The organism is Streptomyces sp. Ru62, assembly GCF_002920615.1.
Taxonomy (GTDB): domain Bacteria; phylum Actinomycetota; class Actinomycetes; order Streptomycetales; family Streptomycetaceae; genus Streptomyces.
Map to the genome: position 1 here is coordinate 331,408 of NZ_PQSU01000004.1, position 19,453 is coordinate 350,860.

General features: G+C 73.3%; 18 protein-coding genes, 1 other RNA gene and 1 pseudogene. 13 read left to right on the plus strand and 7 right to left on the minus strand.

The window, feature by feature from the left end; translation table 11 throughout:
• Positions 1 to 91 precede the first annotated feature (91 nt).
• The 4 genes and pseudogenes from C3492_RS07770 (at position 92) to C3492_RS07795 (ending at position 3,317) form a co-directional block, all read left to right on the plus strand.
• Positions 92 to 940, plus strand: a complete 849-nt coding sequence (locus tag C3492_RS07770) for an AraC family transcriptional regulator (protein ID WP_103810978.1) — start codon at positions 92 to 94, stop codon at positions 938 to 940.
• Between the two features lie 59 nt (positions 941 to 999).
• Positions 1,000 to 1,716: pseudogene (locus C3492_RS46825) on the plus strand (DMT family transporter); the annotation flags it as partial.
• Positions 1,717 to 1,831: 115 nt separating this feature from the next.
• Positions 1,832 to 2,244: RNase P RNA component class A (gene rnpB, locus C3492_RS07785), an RNA gene on the plus strand.
• A 461-nt stretch (positions 2,245 to 2,705) separates the two neighbouring features.
• Complete coding sequence (locus C3492_RS07795; RefSeq protein WP_181140247.1) at positions 2,706 to 3,317, plus strand: hypothetical protein; 612 nt, start codon at positions 2,706 to 2,708, stop codon at positions 3,315 to 3,317.
• A 239-nt stretch (positions 3,318 to 3,556) separates the two neighbouring features.
• Here the strand turns inward: C3492_RS07795 and C3492_RS07800 are convergent, their stop codons facing one another.
• Positions 3,557 to 4,102 carry a DoxX family protein gene (locus tag C3492_RS07800; protein ID WP_103810982.1) on the minus strand — a complete coding sequence of 182 codons (546 nt, stop codon included), beginning with the start codon at positions 4,100 to 4,102 and terminating at the stop codon, positions 3,557 to 3,559.
• A gap of 128 nt (positions 4,103 to 4,230) precedes the next feature.
• Between C3492_RS07800 and C3492_RS07805 the strand changes: the two genes are divergently transcribed.
• The 3 genes from C3492_RS07805 (at position 4,231) to C3492_RS07815 (ending at position 6,986) form a co-directional block, all read left to right on the plus strand.
• Positions 4,231 to 4,557: a nuclear transport factor 2 family protein gene (locus tag C3492_RS07805; RefSeq protein WP_103810983.1), complete on the plus strand. Its 327-nt coding sequence runs from the start codon at positions 4,231 to 4,233 to the stop codon at positions 4,555 to 4,557.
• Positions 4,558 to 4,660: 103 nt separating this feature from the next.
• Positions 4,661 to 5,641 (plus strand): aldo/keto reductase, encoded by a 981-nt coding sequence (locus C3492_RS07810; protein WP_181140248.1) that lies wholly within the window; start codon positions 4,661 to 4,663, stop codon positions 5,639 to 5,641.
• Positions 5,642 to 5,795: 154 nt separating this feature from the next.
• Entirely contained in the window at positions 5,796 to 6,986 is a 1,191-nt protein-coding gene (locus C3492_RS07815; RefSeq protein WP_258055553.1) for a D-alanyl-D-alanine carboxypeptidase family protein, read from the plus strand.
• 315 nt (positions 6,987 to 7,301) lie between these two features.
• On the opposite strand, the gene C3492_RS07820 is transcribed toward C3492_RS07815, so the two are convergent.
• On the minus strand, positions 7,302 to 8,060 hold the full coding sequence (locus C3492_RS07820) for an SDR family oxidoreductase (RefSeq protein WP_103810985.1): 759 nt from the start codon (positions 8,058 to 8,060) through the stop codon (positions 7,302 to 7,304).
• A 56-nt stretch (positions 8,061 to 8,116) separates the two neighbouring features.
• Positions 8,117 to 9,154 carry a Gfo/Idh/MocA family protein gene (locus C3492_RS07825; protein WP_181140249.1) on the minus strand — a complete coding sequence of 346 codons (1,038 nt, stop codon included), beginning with the start codon at positions 9,152 to 9,154 and terminating at the stop codon, positions 8,117 to 8,119.
• Between the two features lie 101 nt (positions 9,155 to 9,255).
• Here C3492_RS07825 and C3492_RS07830 point away from each other — a divergent pair, with 101 nt between their 5' ends.
• From C3492_RS07830 to C3492_RS07850, 5 genes are all read left to right on the plus strand, one after another.
• Positions 9,256 to 10,569 carry a multidrug effflux MFS transporter gene (locus C3492_RS07830; RefSeq protein ID WP_103810986.1) on the plus strand — a complete coding sequence of 438 codons (1,314 nt, stop codon included), beginning with the start codon at positions 9,256 to 9,258 and terminating at the stop codon, positions 10,567 to 10,569.
• The gene (locus C3492_RS07835; RefSeq protein ID WP_181140250.1) at positions 10,509 to 11,690 is read left to right on the plus strand and encodes a serine hydrolase; all 1,182 of its coding nucleotides are present in this window, start codon (positions 10,509 to 10,511) and stop codon (positions 11,688 to 11,690) included. The genes C3492_RS07830 and C3492_RS07835 overlap by 61 nt, the downstream gene beginning before the upstream one ends.
• 136 nt (positions 11,691 to 11,826) lie before the next feature.
• A complete protein-coding gene (locus tag C3492_RS07840) occupies positions 11,827 to 12,804 on the plus strand; it encodes a small ribosomal subunit Rsm22 family protein (protein WP_103810987.1) in 978 nt (325 codons plus the stop codon).
• 77 nt (positions 12,805 to 12,881) lie between these two features.
• Entirely contained in the window at positions 12,882 to 13,496 is a 615-nt protein-coding gene (locus C3492_RS07845; protein WP_103810988.1) for a TetR/AcrR family transcriptional regulator, read from the plus strand.
• A gap of 127 nt (positions 13,497 to 13,623) precedes the next feature.
• Positions 13,624 to 14,364, plus strand: a complete 741-nt coding sequence (locus tag C3492_RS07850; RefSeq protein ID WP_103810989.1) for a bifunctional DNA primase/polymerase — start codon at positions 13,624 to 13,626, stop codon at positions 14,362 to 14,364.
• Positions 14,365 to 14,393: 29 nt separating this feature from the next.
• On the opposite strand, the gene C3492_RS07855 is transcribed toward C3492_RS07850, so the two are convergent.
• From C3492_RS07855 to efeO, 4 genes are read right to left on the minus strand one after another with little or no spacing between them, the layout of a single operon-like run.
• Positions 14,394 to 15,386, minus strand: a complete 993-nt coding sequence (locus tag C3492_RS07855; protein WP_103810990.1) for a hypothetical protein — start codon at positions 15,384 to 15,386, stop codon at positions 14,394 to 14,396.
• Positions 15,346 to 16,218, minus strand: coding sequence for an iron uptake transporter permease EfeU (gene efeU / locus C3492_RS07860; protein WP_103810991.1), 873 nt, complete (start codon positions 16,216 to 16,218; stop codon positions 15,346 to 15,348). The genes C3492_RS07855 and efeU overlap by 41 nt, the downstream gene beginning before the upstream one ends.
• Before the next feature lie 3 nt (positions 16,219 to 16,221).
• Positions 16,222 to 17,478, minus strand: a complete 1,257-nt coding sequence (gene efeB / locus C3492_RS07865) for an iron uptake transporter deferrochelatase/peroxidase subunit (RefSeq protein WP_103810992.1) — start codon at positions 17,476 to 17,478, stop codon at positions 16,222 to 16,224.
• 16 nt (positions 17,479 to 17,494) lie between these two features.
• Positions 17,495 to 18,631, minus strand: coding sequence for an iron uptake system protein EfeO (efeO, locus tag C3492_RS07870; RefSeq protein WP_103810993.1), 1,137 nt, complete (start codon positions 18,629 to 18,631; stop codon positions 17,495 to 17,497).
• Between the two features lie 142 nt (positions 18,632 to 18,773).
• Between efeO and C3492_RS07875 the strand changes: the two genes are divergently transcribed.
• Positions 18,774 to 19,418 carry a PhzF family phenazine biosynthesis protein gene (locus tag C3492_RS07875; RefSeq protein ID WP_103810994.1) on the plus strand — a complete coding sequence of 215 codons (645 nt, stop codon included), beginning with the start codon at positions 18,774 to 18,776 and terminating at the stop codon, positions 19,416 to 19,418.
• Positions 19,419 to 19,453 lie beyond the last annotated feature (35 nt).

The window sequence follows — 19,453 nt, forward strand, 5'->3', positions numbered from 1 at the left end:
GGCATGGAATGGCGGCTTCCGGCGCTGTACCCGGTGACGGGGCGCGGCGCGGGACGGGCGCCGGCGGCGGGAGTCGTGAGGGGACGGTCCGATGGGGGAACAGGCACGGTGGACACGGGCCCGGCTGGGCCGCTGCGGCCCCCCGCTCGACCTGCTCACCGCGAGCTTCCGCCGGCACGTCTACGCCCCGCACGCCCACGACGAGTACACGATCGGCGTCTGCGTCGGCGGCTCCGAGATCATCGACTACCGGGGCGGCCACATCCGCACCGGCCCCGGCACGATCGTCGTCCTCGAACCCGGCGAGATGCACACCGGCGGCCCCGGCAACCCCACCGACGGCTACGCCTACCGCGCCCTGTACGCCGAGCCGTCCCTGCTGGCCGACGGCACCCTCGGCGGGCTGCCGCACTTCCGCGAACCCCTCATCGACGACCCGGTGCTCGCCCGGGCCCTGCGCGCCGCCCACACGCGACTCAGCGCCTGCCCCGACCCGCTGGAGGCCGAGTCCGTCCTGCCCTGGGTGCTCACGGCCCTCGCCCACCGCCACTCCACGGCCCGCCCGCTCCCCGACCGCGTGCCCGGCGCCGACGCCATAGCCCGCACGGTCCGCGACCGCCTCGCCGACGAACTCACCGACCCGCCCTCCCTGGCCCTGCTCGCCACCGACCTCGGCCTGTCCCGCTACCAGCTCCTGCGCGCCTTCCGTACGACGATGGGCATACCCCCCTACGCCTGGCTCGCCCAGCACCGGGTCACCAAGGCGCGCGTCCTGCTGGAGAGCGGCCTGCGCCCCGCCGAGGTGGCCGGCCTCGTCGGCTTCGCCGACCAGGCCCACCTGACCCGCTGGTTCCGCCGGGTGCTCGGGGTGACCCCGGCGGCCTACCGCAACAGCGTTCAAGACAGGCCCGCACCGGGAGGCCGACACTCGGCCGTATGACTGCACGCGGCTGGTTCCTGTTCTCCCTGATGGGAGTGGTCTGGGGCATCCCCTATCTGATGATCAAGGTGGCGGTGGACGCGGTGTCCCCGCCGGTGGTGGTGTTCACCCGCTGCGCGCTCGGCGCGGCCCTGCTGCTCCCGTTCGCCCTCCGCCAGGGCGGCTTCGGGGACGCGATACGACGTCACTGGCGTCCCATGCTGGCCTTCGCGGTCCTGGAGATCATGATCCCCTGGTTCACCCTGACCGACGCCGAACGGCACCTGTCCAGCTCGACGGCCGGCCTGCTGATCGCGGGCGTGCCGATCGTCGGCGTGGTCCTGGCCCGGCTCCTGGGCGACACGGAACACCTCGGCGTCCGCCGGGTCTCGGGCCTGACCCTGGGGCTGGCCGGGGTGGCGGTCCTCACCCTCCCGCACCTCACCGGCGGCGACGCCCGCTCCCTGGCGGAGGTCCTGGTGACGGTCCTGGGCTACGCCACGGCCCCCCTGATCGCCGCCCGCCGCCTCAAGGAGGTCCCGTCCCTCCATCTGACGGCCGCCTGCCTCACCCTGGCCGCCCTGGTCTACGCCCCCGCGGCGGCCCTCACCCGCCCGGCCGCCCTGCCCTCTCCCACCGTCCTGGCCGCGCTGGCCGGCCTGGGCGTGATCTGCACGGCGGTGGCGTTCGTGGCCTTCCTGGAACTGATCAAGGAGGCCGGCCCCACCCGGGCCACGGTGATCACCTACGTCAACCCGGCGGTGGCGGTGGCGGCCGGCGCCCTCTTCCTGGACGAAGCGCTGACCCTCCCCGTACTGGCCGCCTTCGCCCTCATCCTGGCCGGCTCGGTCCTCGCGACGGCCGCGGGTCCGCGACGGGGCACGCGCCCGGTACCATGGTCGACACGGCAGACGAGCCGGGCGGACGGCCGCGTGGAGTCCCCTTAAGGGGCTTCCCGAGGAACGTCCGGGCTCCACAGGGCAGGGTGGTGGCTAACGGCCACCCGGGGTGACCCGCGGGACAGTGCCACAGAAAGCAGACCGCCGGGGGCCTCGGCCCTCGGTAAGGGTGAAACGGTGGTGTAAGAGACCACCAGTGCCCAGGGTGACCTGGGCAGCTAGGTAAACCCCACCCGGAGCAAGGTCAAGAGGGGCCGCCTTTCGCAAGAGGGGCGTCCCTGCGCGGACGATCGAGGGCGGCCCGCCCGAGTCCGCGGGTAGACCGCACGAGGCCGGCGGCAACGCCGGCCCTAGATGGATGGCCGTCGCCCCGGCGTCCGCGAGGACACCGGGGAACAGAACCCGGCGTACAGCCCGACTCGTCTGCCTTTCGTTGCCCCGCCGGCCTTGGCGCTGTGAACCGCCGCCCGCATGCGGTGACCTCCTGGTGTCGTCCAGGAGCCGGGTGTCCCTGCTCCACAGGGCGCGGTGGTTCGCCGGCTGCCCGGGCGGCACGGTTGCGGGGCCGCTCGCGGCGCCCGAGGGGGTGGCGTCGTGGCAGGCCCGCGCGCGGACCCGTTGGCCCGCATCCTGCTCGCCGTCGCCCTGGTGGTGCTGCTCAGCCACCTGTTCGGCCTGCTGGTGGGCCGGCTCGGACAGGAGCCGGTGATCGGGGAGATCCTCGGCGGACTGCTGCTCGGACCGTCCGCCCCCGGAACCGCACGGACTACCGGAGTCGTCACGGCGACAGACGCGTCCCGATCCGCGCCCCCGGGGGCGGCCATCGGGCCGGCCCACGTCGCGGCGTTCGTCCAGGCTTCAGGACCGCCCCAGAGAGGAAAGAACCCATGGTGTCCAACGCCACCCGATCCGGTCCGAGCAACCGGCCGCCCCGCACCGCGTCCCGTTCCGCCCCGTGGGGCCTGTTCACCCTTCCGTTCCGCGGTCACACCTGGCGCCGCCTGCTGTACGCCCTGGTGGTGCCGCTCGTCGCCGGGCTCGTCCTCGTGCTCCAGTTCGTCATGAAGGCCGCCCAGGACAGTGGACACCCGGGAGTGGGGCCGCTGGTGCTGTTCGGGGCGCTGCTGGTCGCGGCCGTGGTGGGCCCCGCCTTCGAGCGCATGCGCCTGCGGTTCTTCTTCGGTGAGCACCTCGGGCCGCGTGACGGCGGCCGTTTCGCGGGCGCCGTCGCGTTCTTCTGCGTCAACACGCTGCTGACCACGCTGTCGTTCGCGGCCACCGTCGGCTGGATCGTCGTCTCCGCGCGCAATCTGACCTACCCGATCTGGGGCTGGGCGCCCTATCCCGACCCCGCGTGGGGCGGGCCGAGCCCGGTCGGCGCGGTCACGCTGCACTTCGCGGCCGGCGTGGTGGCCTTCTTCGCGCTGCCGTGGGTGGTCGTCCGGGTCACCGAATGGCAGCGCGCGGCCGTACGCCGGTTCGCGGCCGGAGAGCGCTGACCGCGGCCCTGCCCCGGGCACGGTCGTACCCGGGAGGCCATCCGGGCGCGCGGGGCGGGGGAGAGCCTCCTGTGCCCGGCGGGCAGCGGTACCGGCTCCGCCGGGGCCCGGGTGAGCGGCGGCGGTGCCAGGGCGGCCGGCTCCTCGGCGGACAGCAGCACCAACCACTCCGGGATGACCTCCTGGTGCTGGTACAGCGTCAGCTGTACGGCGGTGGCGCTCCCAGCGCCGCCGTCGGCTCACTCCTCGAACAGCGTCTCCTGTTCGCCCTCCGCCTGCTGCCGTACCCGGCGGTTGCGGGCGCCCACCATCAGGGCCGTCGCCGCCGCGGTCACGCCGAGGGCGACCGGGACCATCCAGCCGCGGTCGAAGACGTGGCCGAGGGCGTGGTCGAGGGAGAGGCGGCCCGGGCCGGCGACGGCGAGGCCGGCCGCGGCCAGGCCGAGCGTCGCCGCGTACTCGTATCCGCCCTCCTGCGCGAAGAAGCCGTGGGGCATGTGCACCGCCGCCGCCCCCGCCATCCCGCCGGCCGCCGCCGCGCCCGCCGCCGGGGTCGCGAGGCCCAGGGCCAGCAGGGTGCCGCCGCCCGCCTCCGCCAGGCCCGACGCCGTCGCGCTCAGCTTGCCGGGCGCGTAGCCGATGGACTCCATGTACTGGCCGGTGCCCTCCAGCCCGTGCCCGCCGAACCAGCCGAACAGCTTCTGCGCGCCGTGCGCCGCCAGTACCCCGCCGGTGCTCAGCCGGAGCAGCAGCAGGCCCAGATCACGTCGGTCGTAACAGGTCACGGTGACTCCCCAGCAGACAGGCGGACACGTCCCCTCCCGCGTTCCCACCCTCCCACCGCCGACGCGGCCCGGCCCGTCCTGGCTGCCGTTCGGGTGGCGGGATCGCGGCGCGGTGTGAGCCTGACGCCATGACGATTCAGCCGGCCAAGCTCAGCGACCCCGCGGTCCGGGCCTTCGTCCACGCCGTCAACGCCCACGACCGCGAGGGCTTCATGGCCCTGCTCGCACCCGGGGCGACCATGGCCGACGACGGCTCCGACCGGGACCTGGCCGACTGGATCGACCGGGAGATCTTCTCCTCCCACGGCCACATGGAGGTGGACAACGAGTCCGCCGGCGGCCGGACCCTGCTCGCCCGCTACCGCAACGACACCTGGGGCGAGATGCGTACCCGGTGGAGCTTCACGGTCGAGGACGACGGGCGGATCTCGCGGTTCGAGACCGGGCAGGCGTAGGAAGGCCCAGGCGTAAGAGGCCCCAGGCGCAAGAGGGCCCAGACCTCAGGCAACCCTCCAGAGGCTTGTGCTCGGGTGCACTCCAACTCCTAGCGTCCCACCCATGACGACACGGACGCTGGGACGCAGTGGCATCGAGGTGAGCGCGCTCGGATTCGGGTGCTGGGCCATCGGGGGCGAGCACCAGACCGCCGACGGTCAGCCCGTCGGCTGGGGGAAGGTGGACGACGACGAGTCCGTACGAGCCGTCCGCCGGGCGCTGGACCTCGGCGTCACCTTCTTCGACACCGCCGACTCCTACGGCACCGGGCACAGCGAGGAGATCCTCGGCAAGGCCCTCGGCAAGCGGCGGGACGACGTCGTCCTCGCCACCAAGTGGGGCAACGTCTTCGACGCGGACACCCGCACCCTCACCGGCACCGACGCCACCCCCGAGTACGCCCGCCGGGCCCTCATCGCCTCCCTGCGCCGCCTCGGCACCGACCGCGTCGACCTGTACCAGCTCCACATCTCCGACGCCGACCCGGCACGGGCCGCCGAACTCCGCGAGGCGTGCGAGGAGTTCGTCACCGAAGGGCTCGTCCGTGCCTACGGCTGGAGCACCGACGACCCTGCGCGGGCCGCCGTCTTCGCCGAGGGCCCGCACTGCACGGCCGTCCAGCACGCGCTCAACGTCCTCCAGGACGCACCGGAACTCGTGGCCCTGTGCGAGCGGCTGGAGCTGGCGAGCGTCAACCGCAGCCCGCTGGCCATGGGGCTGCTCGCCGGGCGGCGCGGCGGGTCGCTGGAGGCCGGGGACATCCGGAGCCGGCCGCCCGCCTGGCTCCCGGGGTACGCGGACGACGGCTCCGGCGCCGATCCCGAGTGGCTGGCCCGGATCGACGCGGTCCGCTCCGTCCTCACCAGCGACGGCCGCAGCCTCGCCCAGGGCGCCCTCGCCTGGCTGTGGGCCCGCAGCCCGCGCACGGTGCCCATCCCCGGCTTCCGGACCGTCGCCCAGGCCGAGGAGAACGCCGGGGCGCTCGCGAAGGGGCCGCTCACCGCGGCACAGTCGGCCGAGATCGACCGTCTGCTCGGCAGGTGAGCGGCCCGGGGACCGTACGGGAGGGGCCGGTACGGCGGGTGCCGAGGCATGACGCCGGCACGTGAACCATCGGATTTTCATAAGGCGGCAAATTCCGTACCGTCTCGGCCAACAGTTCGTGAAGTCCCTGCTCGACGCGGTGTACGGTCCCCGGGTGCGTGAATGTTCCCGGCTCAGCCGGCGTGCCGTCCTCGGGCTGACGGCCGCCGCCCTTCCCCTGTCCACGGCCACCTCCGCCGCCGCGGCGACCGTCGTCGGCGGCGAGCGGCTGGCCCGTACCGGCGTCCAGGTGCGCGGCGCCGGCGGGCTGCCGAAGAAGCTCACCGCCCGCTCCTGGCTGGTCGCCGACTGCGAGAGCGGGGAGGTGCTCGCCGCGTTCGACGCGCACCGGCGGCTCGCGCCCGCGTCCACGCTGAAGATGCTGTTCGCGGACACCGTGCTGAAGAAGTTCGACCGCGCCGAGCGGTACAAGGTGACCGACGCCGACCTCGCCGACATCCCGGCCGGCTCCAGCCTCGTCGGCATCAAGCCGGGCATCACCTACACCGTCGAGCAACTGTGGCAGGGCGTGTTCCTGCGCTCGGGCAACGACGCCGTGCACGTGCTGTCCCACATGAACGGCGGCATCGCGAAGACCGTCGCCGAGATGCAGGCCAAGGCCGCGGACCTCCAGGCCCTGGACACCCATGTGGTCAGCCCCGACGGCTTCGACCACAAGGGACAGCTCTCCTCGGCGTACGACCTCACGCTCTTCGCCCGTCACGGCCTGAAGGACCCCGACTTCCGCGCCTACTGCGGCACGCGGACCGCCGACTTCCCGGCGGGCGGGAAGAAGACCTTCCAGATCCAGAACACCGACCGTCTGCTGACCGGGGCTTGGGGCCTGAAGACCTACGACGGTCTGATCGGTGTCAAGAACGGCTACACCAGCCATGCCGGGAACACCTTCACCGGCGCGGCCACGCGGGGCGGGCGCACCCTGCTGGTCACCGTGATGCACCCCGACGAGGGCGGCAACGCCGTCTACGAGCACACCGCCGCGCTGCTCGACTGGGGCTTCACCCACGGGCGTTCGGCCCGGCCGGTGGGCCTGCTGGTCGAACCGCTCAGCGCGGGCGGGGCGAGCGCGACCCCGGTGCCCGCGCGGAAGACGGTGCAGGCGGCGGCGGCCGGCGCACCCGGCTCGGCGTCCGGCGGCGGCTCGGCGTGGCGGATCGCGGAGGGCGCCGCAGGGGCGCTCGCGCTGCTGGGAGCGGGAGCCTGGACCCTGCGCAGGCGCCGGGCACGGACGGCGGGGGCACCGGCGGACGACGGAGCGGAGACGGGAGGCGGGCGCCGGCGCTGACCGGGGCACCGGTGTGGGTGGTCGTACCGCACCGGCGCTGAGCGGTCGTACCGCCCGCCCCGCCGCCGAGGCGGCCGTACGGCGGTATGTGGCGGCGGTCGTTCCACCGGCCGGTGTGTACCCCGCGGCGCGCCGCGAGGTCCACCCCCAACTCCCGTCCGGTGGAACGGCCGCCGCCTCCCCCCTCGCAGTGGCCGCGGAACCTCTGTGCTCCAACTGTGAAGCTCTCGTGGAGAAGAGTTGAGCACACGTCACGTACCGGCCGCAATAGCGCGGATGTTCAAATTCCGTTTCCGGGGGCGGGCGGAGTCCGCCTCAGCCCCGCCCGATGTACGGCATCGCCGTCGCCAGTACCGTCGCGAACTGCACGTTCGCCTCCAACGGCAGCTCCGCCATGTGCCGTACCGTGCGCGCCACATCGGCCACGTCCATCACCGGCTCCGGGACCACCTCCCCGTTCGCCTGGAGCGCGCCCGTCCCCATCCGGGCCGTCATGTCCGTCGCCGCGTTGCCGATGTCGATCTGCCCGACCGCGATCCGGTACGGCCGGCCGTCCAGCGAGAGCGACTTGGTCAGGCCGGTCAGCGCGTGCTTGGTCGCGGTGTAGGCGACCGAGTGCGGGCGGGGCGTGTGGGCCGAGACGGAGCCGTTGTTGATGATCCGGCCGCCCTGGGGGTCCTGCTCCTTCATCCGCCGGTAGGCGGCCTGGGCGCACAGGAAGGCGCCGTTGAGGTTGGTGTCCACCACGTGCCGCCAGGCGTCGTAGGGCAGTTCCTCGACCGGGACCCCGCCGGGCCCGAAGGTCCCCGCGTTGTTGAACAGCAGGTCCACCCGGCCGAACCGCTCCACGGTCGCCGTGAACAGCGCCTCGACGTCCTCGGGCCGTGACACGTCGGTGGGTACGGCGAGCGAGGCCGCTTCCGGCACCAGCGCCGCCGTCCCGGCCAACGGCTCCGCGCGCCGGCCGGCCAGTGCCACCGACCAGCCGGCGCGCAGCAGTTCCACGGCGACGGCCCGCCCGATGCCGGAGCCGGCCCCGGTCACCACCGCGATGTTCGATTGCCTGTCAGTCATGGCTCCGCAGCGTAGGCGGGAAGTCCGCCATGCGGAATCCACTGTCCGCCATACGGTTACCCGGCGAGGACGGCCACCTCGTCACCCGCCGTCTCCGTCTCCTCCCCGGGGTAGCGCACGCCGATCCGCTCCCGCACCGCGTCCAGCGTGCGCATCACCGCGAGCGTGCCCTCCAGCGGCACCAGCGGCGACTCCTTCTCGCCCGCGCGCAGCGCCCGCATCACCTCCGCCGCCTCGTGCCGCAGGCTGGTGCGCGGCCCGTCGGCCGGGTCGGCGACGAACTCCTCGGGGTCACGGCCGTCCCGGTGCAGCACGAACCGGTCCGGGTGGAAGAAACCGGACGGGATGTCGATCCGGCCCCGCGAACCGGTGACCGACGCGGTGACCGCCGTACCCCCGACGATCGAGCAGTGCAGCGAGGCCAGCGCGCCGCTCTCCCAGGAGAGCACCGCGCCCGTCTGGAGATCGACGCCCTCGGGCGACAGCACCGCGCTCGCGGCGACCCCGTCCGGCTCGCCCAGCAGCAACTGCGCGAACGACACCGGGTACACGCCCAGGTCCAGCAGCGCCCCGCCGCCCAGCGCCGGATCCCGCAGCCGGTGCGCCGCCGGGAAGGGACCGGCCAGGCCGAAGTCGGCGTGCACGGTCCGCACCTCGCCGATCGCCCCGTCCTCCACCAGCGCCTTCAGCCGCCGGACCAGCGGGTTGCAGTACATCCACATCGCCTCCATCAGGAAGCGGCCCCGCTCCCGCGCCAGCGCGACGAGTTCCTCCGCCTCGCGCAGGTTCAGCGTGAACGGCTTCTCGCACAGCACGTTCCGGCCCGCCTCCAGGCACAGTCCGGCCGCCGCCCGGTGCGCCGCGTGCGGAGTGGCGACGTACACGACGTCGACGTCCGGGTCCGCCGCCAGCGACTCCCAGTCGCCGTACGCCCGCTCCACCCCGAACCGCTCGGCGAACGCCTCCGCCGACTCACGCCGGCGCGAGGCCACCGCCACGATCTCCGCGCCCGGCAGATCGACCAGATCCGCCGCGAACGCCGCCGCGATCCCGCCCGTCGCCAGGATCCCCCAGCGCACGCTCTCTCCCGCCATCCCCACCCTCGCTCATCCGTTCCTCGGCAGTGTGTACGAGCTGAGAGCATAGGTGCCGGTCGTGTCAGCGACACCGATGTCACACAAGCAGGGAGGGGCACATGCCGGACCACGCGGCGGCACCGACACCGGAACAGCACCAGCGGCCCGCCTCCGCCTCCGCACCGTCACCGGCCCGCGCACCACGCCCCACCGGCTCCCTCGTCACCTTCCTCCTCGGCGGCCTCACCGCGACCACCCCGCTCGCCATGGACATGTACCTGCCGTCGCTGCCGGAGGTCACCCGCTCCCTGGACGCCCCCGCCGTCACCGTCCAGCTCACCCTCACCGCCTGCATGGCCGGACTGGCGCTCGGCCAGCTGGTCGTCGGCCCCCTCAGCGACCGCTGGGGCCGACGCCGCCCGCTGCTCGCCGGACTCGCCGTCTACCTGGTCGCCACCGCCCTGTGCGCCCTCGCGCCCACCGTCGAGACCCTGATCGCCTTCCGGCTGGTGCAGGGCCTCGCCGGCGCGGCCGGGGTGGTCATCGCCCGGGCCGTCGTCCGCGACCTGTACGACGGCGTCGCCATGGCCCGCTTCTTCTCCACCCTCATGCTGATCTCCGGGGCCGCCCCCATCGTCGCGCCGCTCGTCGGCGGGCAGATCCTCCGGGTGACGGACTGGCGGGGCGTCTTCGTGGTGCTCACCGTGGTCGGCGCCGCGCTCACCGCGCTGGTCTGGGTGCGGCTGCCGGAGACCCTGCCGCCGGGCGAACGGCACAGCGGCGGAACCGGCGAGGCCCTGCGGGCGATGCGCGGCCTCCTCGCCGACCTGCCCTTCACCGGCTACATGCTCGCCGGCGGCTTCGCCTTCGCCGCGCTGTTCGCGTACGTGAGCGCGTCCCCCTTCGTCGTCCAGGAGATCTACGGCGCCTCCCCGCAGACCTTCAGCCTGCTGTTCGGCCTCAACTCCGTCGGCCTGGTGGCCGCCGGCCAGTTCAACGGCAAGGTGCTGGTCGGCCGGGTCAGCCTGGACAAGGTGCTCGCCGGCGGTCTGGCGGTGATCGTGCTCGCCGCGACCGCCCTGCTGCTGATGGCCACCGGCGTCTTCGGCGACACTGGTCTCGTCCCCGTCGCCGCCGCCCTCTTCGTCCTGATGTCCGCGATGGGCGTCACCCTGCCCAACGCCCAGACCCTCGCCCTGCTGCGCACCCGGCACGCCGCCGGCTCCGCCTCCGCGCTGCTCGGCACCTCCTCCTTCCTCGTCGGCGCGGTCGCCTCCCCCCTCGTCGGCGTCGCCGGGGAGCACACCGCCGTCCCGATGGCCGTCGTCCAGCTGGCCGGAGCACTGGTCGCGGTGGCCTGCTTCGTGGGAATGTGCCGTCCCTGGGCGGCACGGGCGACCACCCGTGCCGGGTCGGAGGGAGACGAGAGCTGAGCGCACCGAGACTGCGCGCCGGCACGGCGGAACGGGCCGGACTCGACCCCGTCGAACTCGGGCACCTGGTCGACGAGGTGCACGCCCTCACCGCCGGTGAGCGCCCCTGGGCGTCCGGCGCCGTCGTCCTGGCCGGCCGCGGACCCGTGATCGCCGTGGCCGAGGCCGCGGGCTGGGCCGTCCGCTACGCCGCCCACGACCCCGACACCGGTGCCGGCGTGGAACTGCCGCCGGCCGCCCGGGTCCCGGCCACGGTCGGCACCCCCTTCGACCTGGCGTCCCTCACCAAGCTGTTCACGTCCGTCGCCGCCGTGCAGCAGATCGAGCACGGCACCCTCGGCATGGACGCCGGCGTCGGCGACTACCTGCCCGACTTCCACGCCGCCGCCGCGCACGGCATCACGGTCCGGCAACTGCTCACCCACACCTCCGGCCTGCGCCCCGAACTGCCCCTGTACGACTGCCCCGACGACGCCACCCGGCTCGACCTGCTGCGCGCCGAGGCCCCGTCCGGCGAGGTGGGCCGCTACGTGTACTCGGACCTGAACATGCTCCTGCTCCAGTTCCTCCTGGAACGCGTCACCGGGCGGAGCCTCGACGTCCTCGTGCGGGACTGCATCACCCGGCCGCTCGGCATGACCGCCACCACGTTCGGACCCTGCCCCGGCGCCGCGGCCACCGAGGACCAGCGGCGGCCGTGGGCGAAGGCCGACCGGGGGATGCTGCGGGGCGTGGTCCACGACGAGAACGCCTGGGCGCTCGGCGGGATCGCCGGCCACGCGGGTCTCTTCTCCACCGCGCCCGACCTGGCCGTCTTCTGCCGCGCCCTGCTCGCCGGCGGCTCCTACGGTCCCGCGCGCATCCTCGGTCCCGACTTCGTGGAGCTGCTGTTCACCCCGCCCGGACTGGGCTTCCACCTGGACCAGCCGTGGTTCATGGGCGAACTGGCGGGCCGCGGCGCGGCGGGCCACACGGGCTTCACCGGCACGGCCCTGGTCCTGGACCGGGCGACGGACACGTTCCTCGTCCTCCTGGCCAACACGGTCCACCCGAAACGCCGCCCCCCGGACAACGGCCCACGAGCGAGACTGGCGACACACTTGGCGAGAGCGGTCATCTGAGAACCACCCGAGCCGGACCCCGTGGCGGTCCCTTCCCAGCCGACCGAGTCGGGTGGTGGGTGGGCAAAGGTGCCGGGGTCCGGGGGCGGAGCCCCCAGCGGGCTCGCACCGGTGCCGGGCGCCGTAGAATCGCCAGGTGAACGACCCCCTCCGCACAGCCCTGGCCGAGCTGCTCGACGGCCTGCCCCCCACGGAGGTCACCGCCGCCGTGGACCGGCTGATCGCCAGCTACCGCGGCGACACCCCGACCCACGCGCCGATCCTCCGCGACCGCGCAGACGTGGCCGCGTACGCCGCCTACCGCATGCCCGCCACCTTCGAGGCCGTCCACTCCGCGCTGGAGGCGTTCGCGGCGACCGTCCCCGGCTGGACACCCGGCAGCCATGTCGACGTGGGCGGCGGCACCGGCGCCGCCACCTGGGCCGTCGCCGCCACCTGGCCCGGCGAACGCGGCGTCACCGTGCTGGACTGGGCCGAACCCGCCCTCGCCCTCGGCCGGGAGATCGCCGCCGCCGACCCGGCCCTGGAAGGCGCCCGCTGGCAGCGCGCCCGGATCGGCAAGGACCTCACCCTGGACGCCACCGACCTGGTCACGGTGTCGTACGTCCTCAACGAACTCGCCGAGGCCGACCGCACCGCCCTCGTCGACGCCGCCGCCGGCGCCGCGCGGACCGTCGTGATCGTCGAGGCCGGCACCCCGGCCGGCTACGCGCGCGTCATCGAGGCCCGCGACCGGCTGATCCGGGCCGGCTTCCGCATCGCCGCCCCCTGCCCGCACAGCGCCGCCTGCCCCATCGCACCCGGCACGGACTGGTGCCACTTCTCCGCCCGCGTCGGCCGCTCCTCCCTGCACCGCCAGGTCAAGGGCGGCTCACTGGCGTACGAGGACGAGAAGTTCTCCTACGTCGCCGCCACCCGGCTGCCCGCCGAGCCCGCCCCCGCCCGCGTCGTCCGGCGCCCGCAGATCCGCAAGGGCCAGGTGCTGCTCGACCTGTGCGAGACCGAGGAGCGGCTGCGCCGGACGACGGTCACCAAGCGCCACGGCGACCTGTACAAGGCGGCCCGGGACGCGGACTGGGGCGACGCCTGGCCGCCGTACGACTCCGCGCCCTGAACCCCGCCCCCGCCCCCTGAACCCCGCCCCCCGACGCGTGTCGTAGCCCGCCCCCGCCGCTTGTTACTTTCGACCCCATGGTCAGCAAGCCCGCACCCGACGCCACCCGCCGCAGCGAGAAGTCCCGCCGGGCCATCTACGCCGCCGCCCTCGCCCTGGTCGGGGAGGTCGGGTACCCGAGGACCACCGTCGAGGCCATCGCCGCCCGGGCCGGGGTCGGCAAGCAGACCATCTACCGCTGGTGGTCGTCCAAGGCGGACGTCCTGCTGGAGGCCTTCCTGGACCTCGCCGAGCAGGCGGCGCGGGCGGCGGGGCAGGAGATGGACGCCATCCCCGACACCGGTGACCTGGCCGCCGACCTCAAGGCGGTGCTGCGGGCCACGGTGGACGAGCTGTTCGACCCGCGCTTCGAGGCCCCGGCGCGGGCGCTGGCCGCGGAAGGGGTCGTCAACGAGCAGCTCGGCCGCGAGGTCGTCGCCAAGCTGCTGGAACCGCAGCTCCAGCTGTACGTCGCCCGGTTGCGCTCGGCCCAGGACGCGGGCGCCGTACGAGCCGACGTCGACCCGCGGATCGCGCTGGAGCTGTTCGTCTCCCCGCTCGCACAACGCTGGCTGCAACGGAGCGGGCCGGTCTCGTACGCGTACACGGACACCCTCGTCGAGTACGCCCTGCACGGAATCGCCCCGCGCTGAACCGCCCGCCCGCCCAAGGGTGACTGTCGGCCACTCGCCTGCGGCGACCCCCCGAAGCACGCGAAGATGGGACGATAAGGCATGCTGTCCGCACACCAGCGAGGCGACCACCAGACCGAGGGGATAGATGAGCGCGACGTTCGGCGGCCGGAGCGGCCGGCAGGGCAAACTCTCCCAGTGGCTGCTCGGACGCCGCCCGAAGGAGGCCGCCGCGGACAGCGGCGGCCGTGAGACCCTGCTGCTCGCAGCCGCCGCGGCGGGCCTGCCCCTCGCCCCCGCCGCGCACCCCTCCGACGGATACCGCTGCTCGTGCGACCGCGTGGGCTGTCCCACCCCGGCCCGGCACCCGGTGTCGTTCGCCTGGCAGACGCAGTCCACCACGGACCGCGCCCAGATCGAGCGCTGGGCCCGGCACCAGCCGGCGGCGAACTTCATCACCGCCACCGGCATGGTGCACGACGTGCTGGACGTGCCCCTGGAGGCCGGCCGCGAGGCGCTGGACCGGCTGCTCGGCTCCGGTGTCGAGGTCGGCCCGGTCGCCGAGAGCGACGACGGCCGCATGCTGTTCTTCACCCTCACCCGCGGCACCCCCGAGGACGAGGACGAGTGGTGGCCCTGCGAGCTGGACTGCCACCCCGAGACGATGGACGAGCATCCCGGGCTGCGCTGGCACTGCCGGGGCTCCTACGTCCTCGTACCGCCCGCCCGGCTGCCCGGTGACGCCGACCAGCGGGTGCGCTGGGTGCGCGGCCCGGAGCATGCGCTGCCGGACCCGCTGACCCTGCTGGAGGCGCTCACCGACGCCTGTGCCCGGCACGCGGGCAGCGAGCCCGGCCACCACGGCACGGCCTGGCCCCTGCACCACTGACGGGCCGGCGGCCCCCGATTCCGCTCGCCCTACCCGCCCTGCGCGGACGTCAGCCCCTGCACCCGCCCCAGCATCCGCACCGGGCCGCTGCCGGCCGGGTCGAGCACGGCCTGGTTGGCGATCGACTCCAGCGTCAGGGACTGCTTCACCTCGCCCTTGATCAGGGCCTGCACGTCCTTGTTCGGGACCGGCACGGTGGCGCCCGTGTAGGCGGTCTGCTTCTCGTAGTGGTGCGTGGTGAAGAACACCAGCGCCCCGCCGTCCGCCGTGCGCAGCGCGAGCGGCGCGTAGTCGCCGTGGGTGAGCGGTTCGTCGATGAACTGCCGGACCAGGCCGGGCTTCTTGGCCTCCTTGGCGCGGTCCGCGCGCAGCCCGCTGGTGTCGCGCCCGTCCGCGAAGGAGTTCCCGCCGTTCTTCAGGTAGTCGGCGTACGCCTTGCTCAACTCGTCCGGGCGGACGGCCAGTCCGCCGGTGCCGGCCGGTACGGCCTCGGCCCAGCCGTCCTCGTCCGTCTTGAACGCGGGGACGGTGCCGGGGGCCATGAGCGTCAGATAGCTCACCTGCCAGCGCTCGCCGAGGTCGCCCCGGGTGAAGACCAGCACCCAGCGGTAGTTCCCGCCCTTGTTGCCCCGGGCGTCGGCGACGAACCAGCGCGGCCAGCCGGCCTTCTCCGGGATCGTGATCTTCACATCCGTCAGCGTCAGCGGGGTGTGGTTCGCGTTCCCCGACGGGCTGTTGGCGTGCCCGGCCCGCAGCCGGGCGGAGTCGATGTCGGAGAGGGCGCCGGTGACGTAGGGCGCGTCCAGGGAGCTGTCGTAGGACTTGTCGGCCTTGTTGTACGCGTCCGTGAACGCGGTGAGCGCCTTGGCGGCCTCGGCGCGGGTGGTCGCGGGAAGCACCACCCGCTCCCCGTGCACCACCACGCATCCGCTCGCGGTCAGCGACAAAGCGGTCAGCGAGACCGCTATGAGTGCGTTCCGGTCACGCCTGCGAAGCCGCTGACGGCTGCGTTCCCTGGTCATCGGGCTCCTTCACCTTCCCCTTCCCGGAGGCGAACCCTACCGGGGAGAGGAACAGCGCGAGCACCGGGACCAGGTACAGCGCCCACACCGTGATCTGAAGGACCGTCGGGTCCGGCTGGAAGTTGAACACGCCCTTGAGCAGGGTGCCGTACCAGCTGTCCGGCGGGATGGCGCCGCTGATGTCGAAGGCCAGGTCATTGAGGCCCGGGATCCAGTCGGCCTCCTGGAGGTCGTGGAAGCCGTACGCCAGCACGCCCGCCGCGACCACGACCAGCATCCCGCCGGTCCAGGTGAAGAACTTGGCCAGGTTGATCTTCAGGGCGCCCCGGTAGAACAGCCAGCCGAGGAGGACGGCCGTGGCGAGGCCGAGGGCGACGCCGATCAGCGGGCGCGGGGTGCCGTCGCTCGCCGCGTGCACCGACGCCCACACGAACAGCGCGGTCTCCAGGCCCTCCCGGCCGACCGCGAGGAACGCGGTGGCGACCAGCGCGCCCGTGCCGAGGGCGAGGGCGGCGTCCAGCTTGCCGTGCAGCTCCGACTTCAGGTGCCGCGCGGTGCGCCGCATCCAGAACACCATCCAGGTCACCAGGCCCACGGCGACGACCGACAGAGAGCCGCCGAGGGCCTCCTGCGCCTGGAACGTCAGCTCCTGGGAGCCGAACTCCAGGGCGCAGCCGAAGCCCATGGCGATGGCGATCGCGATGCCGATGCCGATCCAGATGGGCCTCAGGGCGTCCTTGCGGCCGGTCTTGACCAGGTAGGCGATAAGGATGCAGACGACGAGCGACGCCTCCAGACCCTCGCGCAGGCCGATCAGGTAGTTGGAGAACATGGGCTATGCCCCCTTCGAGAACAGCGTGCGGCCCCACCAGTCGCGGGAGTCCCGGACGCCGGGCGGCACCGCGAAGACCGCCGAACCCACGTGCTGGATGTACTCGTTGAGCGCGTCGTGCGCGGCGAGGTTGCGCTGGAGCGGGATGAATCCCTTGCGCACGTCCCGCTGGTAGGCGAGGAAGAACAGGCCCGCGTCCAGGCGGCCGAGGCCGTCGGTGCCGTCGGTGAAGGAGTAGCCCCGGCGCAGGATGGTGATCCCGTTGTTGGAGTCGGGGTGCGCGAGCCGCACGTGCGCGTCGGGCTTCATCGCCTTCAGGAACGGCTCGTCGTGCTCCTTGGCCTTGCCGACCGGGGCGCCCTCGCGCTTGTCCCGGCCGAACACGTCCTCCTGCTCCTGGAGCGAGGTGCGGTCCCAGGTCTCGATGTTCATCCGGATGCGCCGGGCGACCAGGTACGACCCGCCGGTCATCCAGTCCGGCCCGTCCTCCTCGCCGACCCACACGAACTTCTTCAGCCGGTCGGTCTCGGTGCCCGCGATGTTGCGGGTGCCGTCCTTGAAGCCCATCAGGTTGCGCGGGGTCTGCGCGTCCGGGGTGGTCGAGGAGGTCTTGCCGAAGCCGAGCTGGGACCAGCGGATGGCGACCTTGCCGAAGCCGATCCGGGCGAGGTTGCGGATGGCGTGCACGGCGACCTGCGGGTCGTCGGAGCAGGCCTGCACGCACAGGTCGCCGCCGGTGCGGGACCTGTCCAGGTTGTCGCCGGGGAACTTGGGCAGGTCGACCAGGGCCTCGGGCCGCTGGTCCCGCAGCCCGAACCTGTCGAAGAGCGACGGACCGAACCCGATGGTGAGCGTCAGCCGGGACGGCTGGAGCCCGAGCGCCTCACCGGTGTCGTCCGGCGGGGCCTCGGCGAGGCCGCCGTAGGCGCCCTCGCCGACGGCCTTCCCCGCGGTCATCCGGCGGGCCGCCGCCGTCCAGTCCTTGAGCATCTGCACGAACTCTTCGCGGTCGTCGGTCTTCACGTCGAACGCGGCGAAGTGCAGCCGGTCCTGCACCGGGGTGGCGATGCCGGCCTGGTGGGCGCCGTGGAACTCCACCGCGCCGCCGGTCTCGGCGGCGGCCGGGTCCATGTCGTCGCCCGTCCTGGCCATGGCCACGGCCCCGCCGGCCATGGCGGCCCCGAGCGCGAGCCCGGCACCGCCCCAGCCGATCAGCGCGCGGCGCGACGGACTGGCCTGGGTCTCCTGGGTCTCGGTCATCGCCTCTGCCCCTCGCTTACTTCACGACCGCGGCGGCGAGCTTGGACAGCGGCTCGGCGAGCGCGTTCACCGCGTCCGACAGCTCCTTGCGCTGGTCCTTGGTCACCTTGTCGTAGGAGACGAAGTCGTAGGACGTCTTGTCCGTCCGGTACTTGTCGAGCAGCGTGTCCAGCGCCGCGAACTGCTTGTCGAGTTCCTTGGTGAGAGCCGGGTCGTTCTTCGCGGCGACCGGCTTCAGCAGCTCGTACGCCTTGTGGGCGCCCTCGACGTTGCCCTTGAAGTCGACCAGGTCGGTGTGGGCGTACCGGTCCTCCTCGCCGGTGACCTTGCCGGTGGCGACCTCGTCCAGCAGCTCCTTGGCACCGTTGGCCATGGAGGTCGGGGTGATCTCGGCCTTGCCGACCCGGCCCTGCCAGTCCTTGAGGTCCGTCAGCAGCTGGTCGGCGAGGGTCTTCTCCTCGGCGCCGATCTTCTTGTCCTGCCAGAGGGCCTTCTCCAGCCGGTGCCAGCCGGTCCACTTCTGGCCGGGCTCCAGGCCGTCCTCACGGACGTCGACCTTCGGGTCGATGTCGCCGAAGGACTCGGCGACCGGCTCGGTGCGCTCCCAGCCGAGGCGGGAGAGGCCGTAAGCCTTCTTCGCGGCCTCCAGGTCGCCGTCCTTGACCGCCTTCACAAAGGCCTCGGCCTTCGGCAGCGTCTCGTCGGCCTGGTCCTGGGCGTACTGGCGGTACTCGGCGACGGCCTGGTCCAGCTTCGGGTCGCGCTTGGCGGTGCTGCCGCCGCCGGTCACGGTCAGCTTCTGCCGGACGCCGTGGCCCTTCATGCCCGGACGGCAGGCGATCTCGTACGAGCCGGCCTTCACCTCGGCGGTGAGCGTGTACTTGGTGCCCGGACCGATGTTCTCCTTCTCGGAGACGATCCGGTCGTCCGGGAACAGGATCTCGACCTCGGTCGCCTTCGACCCCTTGTTCTCGATCTTCAGCGTGACCTGGCCGGCCGGCACCGACGTGCTGGAGGTCTCGCACTTGGAGTCGGCGGCCGTGACCTGGATGGCGTCACCGTCCTTGGCATCGCTTTTCGCGGTGCAGGCCGAGAGGGCGGTCAGAGCCGCCGCGGTGGCGGCGGCGGTGACGGTCAGTCGGACGGCGCGCATGCAGGCTCCAAGCGGATCTGGTCTGGTGAGGCTGCCCTAACTTACATGAGGCTATCCTCACCCATACCCCTCCCTCCCGTGATTCAGCTCTCATGGAAAGATCACAAAGCGGTCGCCCCGGCCGCGGTGCTTCAATTCCCCGGTGACTGACTACGACGTACTCCGCGTCTTCTGCGGGCCGGACGGCGGCTACGGCAACGAGCTGGGCGTCGTCCGCGACGGCTCGGTGCTGCCCGAGCGGAGCGACCGGCAGGCGCTGGCGGCCAAACTCGGCTTCAGCGAGACCGTGTTCGTGGACGACCCCGAGCGCGGAGTGATCGACATCTACACCCCCACCCTGCGCCTGCCCTTCGCCGGCCACCCCTGCGTGGGCACGGCCTGGCTGCTCGACGTGCCCGAACTGGTCACCCCCGCCGGGGTCGTCGGGACCCGACTGGACGGCGAGTTCACCTGGATCGAGGCCCGCGCGGAGTGGGCGCCCCCGCGCACCCTGCGCCGGTACGAGAGCGCCGCCGAGGTGGACGCCCTCGACGTGCCCCCGCCGGGGGAGTGGGTCTACGCCTGGGCCTGGGAGGACGAGGCGGCCGGGCGGGTGCGGGCCCGCGCCTTTCCGGGCCGCGACGACGGCATCGAGGAGGACGAGGCCACCGGGGCGGCGGCGCTGCTCCTCACCGACCGGCTGGGCCGGGCGCTGAACATCACCCAGGGCAAGGGATCGCAGCTCCTGACCGCCCCCCAGCCGCACGGGTGGATCGAGGTCGGCGGACGGGTGCACCTGGAGCGCTGACGCGTACGCGCGTCCGGGGGATCGTTCGAGTCCCC